Source organism: Actinotalea sp. C106, from assembly GCF_023630195.1.
Taxonomy (GTDB): domain Bacteria; phylum Actinomycetota; class Actinomycetes; order Actinomycetales; family Cellulomonadaceae; genus Actinotalea.
Map to the genome: position 1 here is coordinate 1 of NZ_JALPKN010000642.1, position 538 is coordinate 538.

Below are 538 nucleotides of genomic sequence, written 5' to 3' on the forward strand. Positions count from 1 at the left end.
GGCGGCCCCCGCGCGGCGCAGCAGCTCTTCGGCCGAGCGCTGCGCGTCCTGCGCGAGGGGCACCCCGCTGCTCGCCGTCGTGACGACCTCGACCCCCGCGACGCGGTACGGCATCGCGACCGCCCCGAGCAGGGCGTCGGGCAGGGCCGCGTCGTCGGACCCGTCGACGGCGGTCTGTGCGACCGCGAACTCGTCGGCCGAGGTGCGAGCCACGACCGCGCCGTGACCGACGGCGGCCTGCAGACGCGAGGCGATGACCTTGAGCAGCTCGTCCCCGGCGGCGTGCCCGAGGCTGTCGTTGACCGCACGGAAGTGGTCGAGGTTGATCACCGCGGCGGCCGTCGGGCCCTCGGCCAGCAGCCGCGAGACCTGCGCGAGGAGCCCGGCGCGGTTGAGCAGGCCGGTCAGGGCGTCGTGGTGGGCCTGGTGGTCGCGGTCGGCCTCGGCCCCGGCCCGCCGGGGCTCGGAGCTCTCGGCCTGCCGCACCGGGTCCATGGGCCGCTGGTCGGCCTGGTTCCGGTCCCCCAAGGTGGATCGT

1 protein-coding gene is annotated in these 538 nt (G+C 76.8%); it reads right to left on the reverse strand.

Features of this window, described 5'->3' with window-relative positions; translation table 11 throughout:
• A partial coding sequence (locus tag L0B03_RS18960) for a GGDEF domain-containing protein (protein ID WP_250448671.1) occupies positions 1-495 on the reverse strand: 495 nt, incomplete at its 3' end.
• Positions 496-538 lie beyond the last annotated feature (43 nt).